Origin of the sequence: Sphingomonas paucimobilis NBRC 13935 (genome assembly GCF_000739895.2) — a bacterium.
Taxonomy (GTDB): Bacteria; Pseudomonadota; Alphaproteobacteria; order Sphingomonadales; family Sphingomonadaceae; genus Sphingomonas; species Sphingomonas paucimobilis.
Genome location: NZ_BBJS01000033.1, coordinates 39,708 through 47,451, shown reverse-complemented (window position 1 = coordinate 47,451; position 7,744 = coordinate 39,708). Strand labels below are relative to the sequence as shown.

4 protein-coding genes, 1 tRNA gene and 1 pseudogene are annotated in these 7,744 nt (G+C 59.7%); 3 read left to right on the top strand and 3 right to left on the bottom strand.

Annotation, left to right across the window (positions count from 1 at the left end; genetic code table 11):
• A pseudogene (locus tag SP6_RS20435) lies at window positions 1-233 on the bottom strand (IS481 family transposase); the annotation flags it as partial.
• Window positions 234-1,361: 1,128 nt separating this feature from the next.
• On the opposite strand from SP6_RS20435, the gene SP6_RS20965 reads away from it, so the two are divergent.
• Together SP6_RS20965 and SP6_RS11615 are read left to right on the top strand one after the other, a co-directional pair.
• Window positions 1,362-2,195 (top strand): hypothetical protein, encoded by an 834-nt coding sequence (locus tag SP6_RS20965; RefSeq protein WP_126053165.1) that lies wholly within the window; start codon window positions 1,362-1,364, stop codon window positions 2,193-2,195.
• Window positions 2,192-4,723, top strand: a complete 2,532-nt coding sequence (locus SP6_RS11615; RefSeq protein WP_233419824.1) for a TonB-dependent receptor — start codon at window positions 2,192-2,194, stop codon at window positions 4,721-4,723. Before SP6_RS20965 ends, SP6_RS11615 begins: the two co-directional genes overlap by 4 nt.
• A gap of 174 nt (window positions 4,724-4,897) precedes the next feature.
• Here SP6_RS11615 and SP6_RS11610 read toward each other — a convergent pair.
• A tRNA-Glu gene (locus SP6_RS11610) sits at window positions 4,898-4,973 on the bottom strand.
• A gap of 125 nt (window positions 4,974-5,098) precedes the next feature.
• A complete protein-coding gene (locus SP6_RS11605) occupies window positions 5,099-6,472 on the bottom strand; it encodes a class II 3-deoxy-7-phosphoheptulonate synthase (RefSeq protein ID WP_007404646.1) in 1,374 nt (457 codons plus the stop codon).
• Window positions 6,473-6,666: 194 nt separating this feature from the next.
• On the opposite strand from SP6_RS11605, the gene SP6_RS11600 reads away from it, so the two are divergent.
• Window positions 6,667-7,740, top strand: a complete 1,074-nt coding sequence (locus SP6_RS11600) for a M48 family metallopeptidase (RefSeq protein WP_007404530.1) — start codon at window positions 6,667-6,669, stop codon at window positions 7,738-7,740.
• Window positions 7,741-7,744 lie beyond the last annotated feature (4 nt).

The following is a 7,744-nucleotide window of genomic DNA, read 5'->3' as shown; positions in this document are numbered from 1 at the left end:
TGGCGGCGGAACGCCACAACCATTGCCTCTTCGGCCTCGGACAGGGTCGTTGAATGAGGAGCCTTCGGCCCGGTCTTCAGATCTTCCACCGTCGCCCGCTTGCGCCACTTCGCCACCGTCTTCGGGTTGATCCCCAGCTCACGGCTCAGCGCCGCGAGCGAAGCTTGCGATCGCTGTATTGCTGCTCGGACGGCGTGCGTGGTCGTCGCGTACCCGTGACGAACCTGTCCCATACGGCTTCCTTCCATTCCAACGAAAGGATCTCAACATCAAACCGTGGCATCAAACACCTAGCGACGGTAGCCAGCGTCAGTACGGCTAAGGCAGCAATCATCAGCAACGGTCTGATATGCAAAGATCATGATTTTCGTATCAGATATAATAAAGGGTTTGAGCATGGGATTTTGTTACAGTGTGCGGGGTGAAAAGCCATGAGCTGAGCGCCAGCACCGGAACTGACCGATTTGACCGTTTTCCGGACGTTGATGGAAGCAGCATGATTGAGGCCAGCAACACAAACGATGTAGTAGCAGTCAATCGCGACGCCCATACCACAAATTCAGAAATATTTGATCCATTATGACTGTATGAGGTTGACACCCTTTTTATTTAGGAATGTGCTACACTCTGGCTAAGCGATTAGCCATGTTGCGTATTTGTTTCCAACCGGGAGAAGGTCATGAAGCGCATTGCACTCCTCGCAACGATATTGTCCTCATTGGCCGTGCCGAGCACGGCCATTCATGCGGCAACTACCCCAACCGTGTCGAAGCAGGCGGTATGCATCCCTGTGATCGTCGATGCCGGAGACGGCCCCGTCGAAGGCGTTCTATGCTTCCCGCAGGACGGTCAGGTATAATTGACCCTTCATACGTTGTTTGGGGGGGCACCTCTGCTTCAGAGGTCGCTCCCCTTTTGCAATTTTTGGTGATGTCATGGTCTTTTCAGGACGTGCAATCGCAGCGTCGATCGCTCTGGCGTTGGCTCTCACATCCGGGCCTTCATCTGCGACGTGGACCGAGATTCAGAACGTTGCCCCGAGCAGTGCGAGCGGAGTCTGGACGGGAAGCCTTCTACAGAAGGAGTGGACCTTCGAGTTCACGGCTGAAGGGGGCAACTGGTCCGGAAGGTATATGTCGCCCAATGGTGTCAAATGGCACCCGTTGAGTGGGGTGGTCGTTTCTGGACGGTCTGTCTCTTTTAGTATGGAATCGAAACCCAAGCTGAGTTTCGCGCTTGAGGTTGACGCCATAAAGCCAACCATGTCCGGCACAGTGACTATTGAAGGCGTTGCCACCGTGCCGTTTTCCGCAACGCGCAAGTCGTGACGTATGCCCAGTCTTCGGATCGCCGTCACGTTGATGGCGCTCGCGAACCCGGCAGGTTTCTTTCCGAAAGTCGCTTCTGACGTTGAACCAGAAGTGAGTGCTGTCTTCGGGCACGTGCGTGTCAATCCGGGAGATCAGCAAACAGCTATCCGGGAGGGAAGGGCTGCACAGCAAGCGGCGAGAACGGTTCTGGCGCTTCCTGACGTTCAGTTCGATATTGTCGACGCAAGTAGCAGTTCTGAACGTTGGGGTAGCCTGTCGGCGAGTGGTAAGCCCACGTATGTCTGGCAATTCAGGAAAAGCGCCGACGGTCGCTCGACACCGCCTCCTGCCTACTTGTTGCGTCATGAAATCGGGCATGACCTTTTTGTCCGTTATCTCGTGCCCAGCACAAGAGCGGACCAATATGGTGGCGATGCACCCGATTGGCTCGATGAAATGGCGGCTGTGGCCTTTGAAGGAGAAGAACTGCGGCTAGTTCGGCGTCGCGCGGCGGTTCGCTACGCCCAAGAGAAGACTTTAATACCGTTGCAGAGATTTTTAACGATGACTCACCCCGAGATGGCGGCGAAGTCGATTCCCGTTTCGCCTGACGGCACGATGCGCGCCTTTGAGGCGGTGTCCGACGAAACGCCCAAATTCTATGCGATGGCCTCCGCTTTCTACGATTTCCTTGTCAAGCGAACGGGAAACCCCGCTATCGTCGCTGAACTGGCGGTAGCCGTCCGGCGTGGTCAGCCGATTGAACGGTGGCTGCTTACTCGGACTGGGCACGATAAGGAGTCGGATGGTATCCAGGCATTAAGTGCCGACTTCCTGGCCTGGATCGCGACAGATCAGTGGTACGGGGGTGGCTCCAGCCAATGAAAATCGTGGTGGTGGGATTTGGGGCAGTCGCGGCCCTAGTGAGCGGGACCGTAACGGCAGCACCGATTGCTTTGCAGAATCTTCCTTCGGCTCAGCCGCCTATAGCCGGTGACACTCAAACCAAGCCGGCCAAAGCCTCGCCTCCACCGTCTCAGTTCCTTGACGACAACGGCAACCCCCTACCGTCCGATATCCAGCGGGAGCTCGAAAAGCAATTCAAGGGCGACCTGGTTCCGTCCAAAAAGTCGGAAGCACCCCAACTGCCAACGCCAACCGCCAGCGTCCCGACGCCTATGAGTGATGGGGACATCCTTGTTTCGGGGCGGCGCCCTAGGGGTTCGGTGATCGGGGACATTCCACCGGAACGCACGTTCAGTTCGCTCGACATCAATGCCTACGGATCTGACAATATCGGGGAGCTCATACAGGCGCTGGGGCCGCAGGTAACAAGCAGTCGTGGGGATCAAGGCAACCCCGTCACGCTGTTGAACGGGCGGCGCGTATCGAGCTTCACGGAGATAGCTGAAATTCCGACCGAGGCGATCGAGCGGATGGAGGTGTTTCCCGAGGAACTGGCTCTGAAATACGGCTACCGAGCGGATCAGAAGGTGGTGAATATCGTCACCTTTGAGCGATTCCGTTCAAAAATCGGTCAATTTGGTTCATCTTTGCCAACGGACGGTGGCTATGACACTGCTCGCGTTGGAGCCAATTATTTCGCTATCCAGGGAGACACACGATATGATCTCAGTGCGGAATACAATCGGTCAACGGCCCTGCTGGAGAGTGACAGAGGTTTAGCACAGATCGGTAACAATCTGGATGCAGGTAGATTTCGTACTCTACTACCGGAGACAGAGCGATTGGCGCTGAACGGACTGGCCAGCGGTAATCTGCTGAACAATGTGTCGTCCACGCTGAACGGTCGTTTCGAGAGGAATAGAAGCCAAAGCCGCTTGGGACTCGGCTCACAAGGACCGTTGTTGGGTAACACCGATACACGTGCTGCTCACCTGGGAACCACGCTAGGCGGGCGGCTCGGGAAGTGGCTTTGGTCCTTTACCGGCAATTATGATCGTAGCACCGCTGACACTTTGATCGATACTGGCATCGAACTTGAAACAAAAGACGAGGCGAGATCGGTAAACTCGCTACTCAACGCTGATCTGGTGCTGAGCGGATCGCTTCTCGAATTGCCAGCTGGCCCGATCGCGACGAGTGTCCGCGTCGGTGGTGACACCCGCAACTTCAGCAGTAGGTCGTTGCGAAACGGGGTGGAACAGAGGGCAGAGCTGCTGCGCGACAGGGGAGCAATACAGGCGAGCTTGGACGTGCCAATCGCTAGCCGGCGTGAGAAGGAACTGGCCTGGCTAGGTAATCTCTCATTAAACGTCAATTTGGCCATCGAACAGCTCTCTGACTTCGGCGGTTTGCGAACGTTCGGCTACGGCTTCAACTGGTCGCCTATCGAAGAGCTCAACATCATAGCCTCGGCTACGAACGAAGAGAGGGCACCGACAGTGGAGCAGCTCGGGGCTCCGCTCACCGTGACGCCAAACGTTCGCACCTTCGATTTTACACGGCGCGAGATTGCCGACGTTACGAGGATGTTCGGCGGAAACCCAAACCTTCGATCCGATGATCGGCACGTTTTCAGGCTGGGAGTCACCACCAGACCGTTTGCAAAGGCCGACTTTACCTTCAGCATCGAATATCTGAAGACACGAATAGACGACCCGATCGCGTCTTTTCCAATCGCGACACCGGACATTGAGGCGGCGTTTCCGGAACGGTTCACGCGCGGCGTTGACGGCCGGCTTTTGCAGATCGACAGCACGCCGCTGAATTTCGAGCGATCCGACCAAGAACAGGTGCGGTGGGGCCTCAACTTTGTCCGACCTTTAGGGGCTGTCGAGCCGTGGATGCGAAGCGCACCAGTGCGAACTTACTCAAGTGAGTCGGAGGCGCGAGCGGCTGTTCCAGCCGGTACAATGGTCGCGATGGTTCAACCGGGAAGTGCCATAGCTCGGAGATTTGAAAATCTAACAAGCCGGCTCTATCTTAATCTCTATTATACCCTACAATTACGAGACGACATTATCGTCCGTCAGGATTTGCCAAAACTCGATCTGTTGAACGGGGCAGCGACCGACGTCCTCGGCGGCACGCGTCGTCACCGACTCGAATTACAGGCAGGCATTTTCAAAAAAGGTTTAGGTGCGCGGGTGGTAGCCAACTGGCAAAGCGGAACTACCATGAGTGGCCTGGGTGACGGCGCCGACGATCTTATCTTCTCTAATCTGGCGACTGTGAACATCAACCTGTTCGCAAATCTTAATGACCGTTTTGGCGATTCCAAAGCATCTCAATGGCTAAAAGGAACTCGGGTCACTTTCGGGATCGCCAATATTTTCAATACACGCCCCCAAGTCCAAGACCGGACTGGAGTAACACCGCTGAGCTATCAATCGGCCTACCTGGATCCGCTCGGTAGGATTGTGAGCTTCAGTCTTCGAAAGGTTTTTTAGGCTAGGTGGACAAAGGTTAACGTGGTCAAGATCGGAAGTAGAAAATGCCGGTGCGAGGATCTTTGAAAGGGGTGGCCATACGGATCACTTTGTACGCATCCTTTGTACACAAGGATGGGTAAAGCGTCCATGAAGACCGCCTAAACCGCGCAAATCCGCCATTCTGGCGGGTGCTGGTGACCCCTACGGGACTCGAACCCGTGTTTTCGCCGTGAGAGGGCGACGTCCTAGACCGCTAGACGAAGGGGCCGTGTGCGGTGGAGGGGCGCTGTTAGCGGGGGTGGGGGAGGGCGTCAAGCGCTCTCCCCCGGAAAACGTCATAAATGTAAAAAGGGCGGGGTGACCTTTGATCGTCACCCCGCCCCGTTGGTCCGGTCAGGCCGCGGCCTTGCGGCGCTCGGCCATTTCCTCGTTGAGCATCTCAGCCAGCAGGAAGGCCATTTCGAGGCTCTGCCCGGCGTTGAGGCGCGGGTCGCAGTGCGTGTGGTAACGGTCCGCCAGCGACTGTTCGGTTACGTCGATCGCGCCGCCGGTACACTCGGTGACGTTCTGGCCGGTCATCTCGGCATGGATGCCGCCGGCATGGGTCCCCTCGGCGCGGTGGACGGCGAAGAAGCCGCGCACCTCGGCCAGGATGCGGTCGAAGGGGCGCGTCTTATAGCCGGTCGCCGCCTTGATCGTGTTGCCGTGCATCGGATCGCACGACCAGACCACCGGATGGCCCTCACGCGTGACGGCGCGGACCAGCTTGGGCAGATGCGCCTCGATCTTGTCATGGCCATAGCGGGTGATGAGCGTGATCCGCCCCGGCACGCGGCCCGGATTAAGCGTGTCGAGCATCCGCAGCAACGCCTCGGGCTCCAGGCTCGGTCCGCACTTCACGCCGATCGGGTTGCCGATGCCGCGCAGGAACTCGACATGCGCCGAGCCCTCGAACCGCGTCCGGTCGCCGATCCACAGGAAATGCGCCGAGGTGTCATACCAGTCGCCGGTCAGCGAATCCTGCCGGGTCAGCGCCTGCTCATAAGGAAGCAGCAGCGCCTCATGGCTGGTGTAGAAGCTGGTCTGCGCCAGCTGCGGGACGGAGGCGGGATCGATGCCGCACGCCGCCATGAAGTCCAGCGCCTCGCCGATCCTATCGGCCATTTCGCTATATTTCCGCGCCCAGGGGCTACGGCCCATGAAGTCGTGCGTCCAGCGATGTACCTGATGCAGGTTCGCATAGCCGCCCTGCGCGAAGGCGCGCAGCAGGTTCAGCGTCGCCGCCGATTGTGCATAGGAGCGCAGCATGCGCTGCGGATCGGGAATGCGCGCCTCGGGCGTGAAGGCGATGTCGTTGACATTGTCCCCGCGATAGCTGGGCAGCTCGACGCCATCCACGACCTCGGTATTGGCTGAGCGCGGCTTGGCGAACTGACCGGCCATGCGACCCAGTTTCACCACCGGCAGCTTCGAGGCGAAGGTCAGGACGACCGCCATCTGCAGAATGACGCGGAAGGTGTCGCGGATATTGTTCGCGCTATGCTCGGCAAAGCTCTCGGCGCAGTCGCCGCCCTGGAGCAGGAAACCACGACCCGCCGCGACTTCGGCCAACTCGGCGGTCAGGTTGCGCGCCTCGCCGGCAAAGACCAGCGGGGGATAGCTCGACAGCGTACGCGTCGCGGCGTCCAGCGCCTGGGCGTCGGGATATTCGGGGAGCTGCCGGGCTTCGGCGCTCGTCCAGCTGTTGGGGGCCCAGTTCGCGGCCATGATCGTCCTGCTCTCTATCTGCTTTCCGTGAAAATAGCGCCATGCGCCGATTCGGGGCCATACGCAATGAAGTTGGCGTTTTACCCCCCGAAGTCGCGCCCTTTGTTGCGCATGATACGAGTTTGCGCCCAGCCGTTGGCGGTTGCGGCGACCGGCTTTGCGGTTCGTCGCCCGAACGGGTAGCACCATGCGCGATGTCGCGTCCCTTCATCCTGTCGTCGGCGGTGATCGCCCTGTCCGCTTTCCTGTTCGCCGTTCCGCCCCAGGCGCCGGCGGCGGCTCCCGTCCGTTCGGTACCGGTCGCCGCATCTGCCTCAGCCATCGATACGGACGATGCGGCGCTGTTCGGGGCGATGCGTGACGCCGATCTGCGGCTGGCGACGATTGCCTGGCGGCTGGCCACGGCCAATGCCCCCATCTGCAAGGACCGCGCGCCCACGCCCGGCCTGGTGATCCATGCGATCGACCAATATGACCCGGCGGTGCGTAAAGGTCTGCCCGCGATCTTTGGCTTCGAAGGGCCGATCGCGGTCGAGGCGGTCGTGCCCGGCAGTGCGGCGGCCAAGGCGGGAATCGCCGCCAATGACAGCATCGAGGCGGTGAATGGCCGCGCCCTGACCGTCCAGGCGGCTGGGCGCGAGCGGGCTGATACCGCGACCCGCGACGCCGTCCAACGTCAGATCGCGGCCGAACCGGCGGACCGGCCACTGCGCCTGACCGTGCTGCGTCATGGCCAGCGGCGCGATGTGACGGTGGCGGCGCAACCCGGATGCCGGTCGCGCTTCGAAATGCTGATGGGGCCGGGCCTGACCGCGTCGGCGGACGGGGATATCGTCCAGATCGGCTCGCGCTTCTTCGAACGCTTCGACGACCGGATGATTGCGGTCGTGGTGGGGCATGAATTCTCGCACAACATTCTGCGCCACCGCGAAAGGCTGGATGCCGCTGGCGTCAAGCGGGGTCTCCTGTCGGAGTTCGGCCGCAATGGCCGCCTGTTCCGTCAGACCGAGACGGAGGCCGATCTGCTGGGCGTGCACCTGATGCGCAATGCCGGCTATGATCCGCAGGATGCGGTCCGCTTCTGGCGTGAGCATGGCGGCGAGGTCGATGGCGGGATATTTCGCAGCCGGACCCACCCGTCATCCTCGGCGCGGGCCGATGCCGTCGCGGCGGAGATCGCCACGATTCCGCCGGGGGCACCGCGTCCCGATCATCCCGCGCTGATCGACACCGCCGAAACACCGCTCGGGCAAGATAACATTCGTTAAAGAC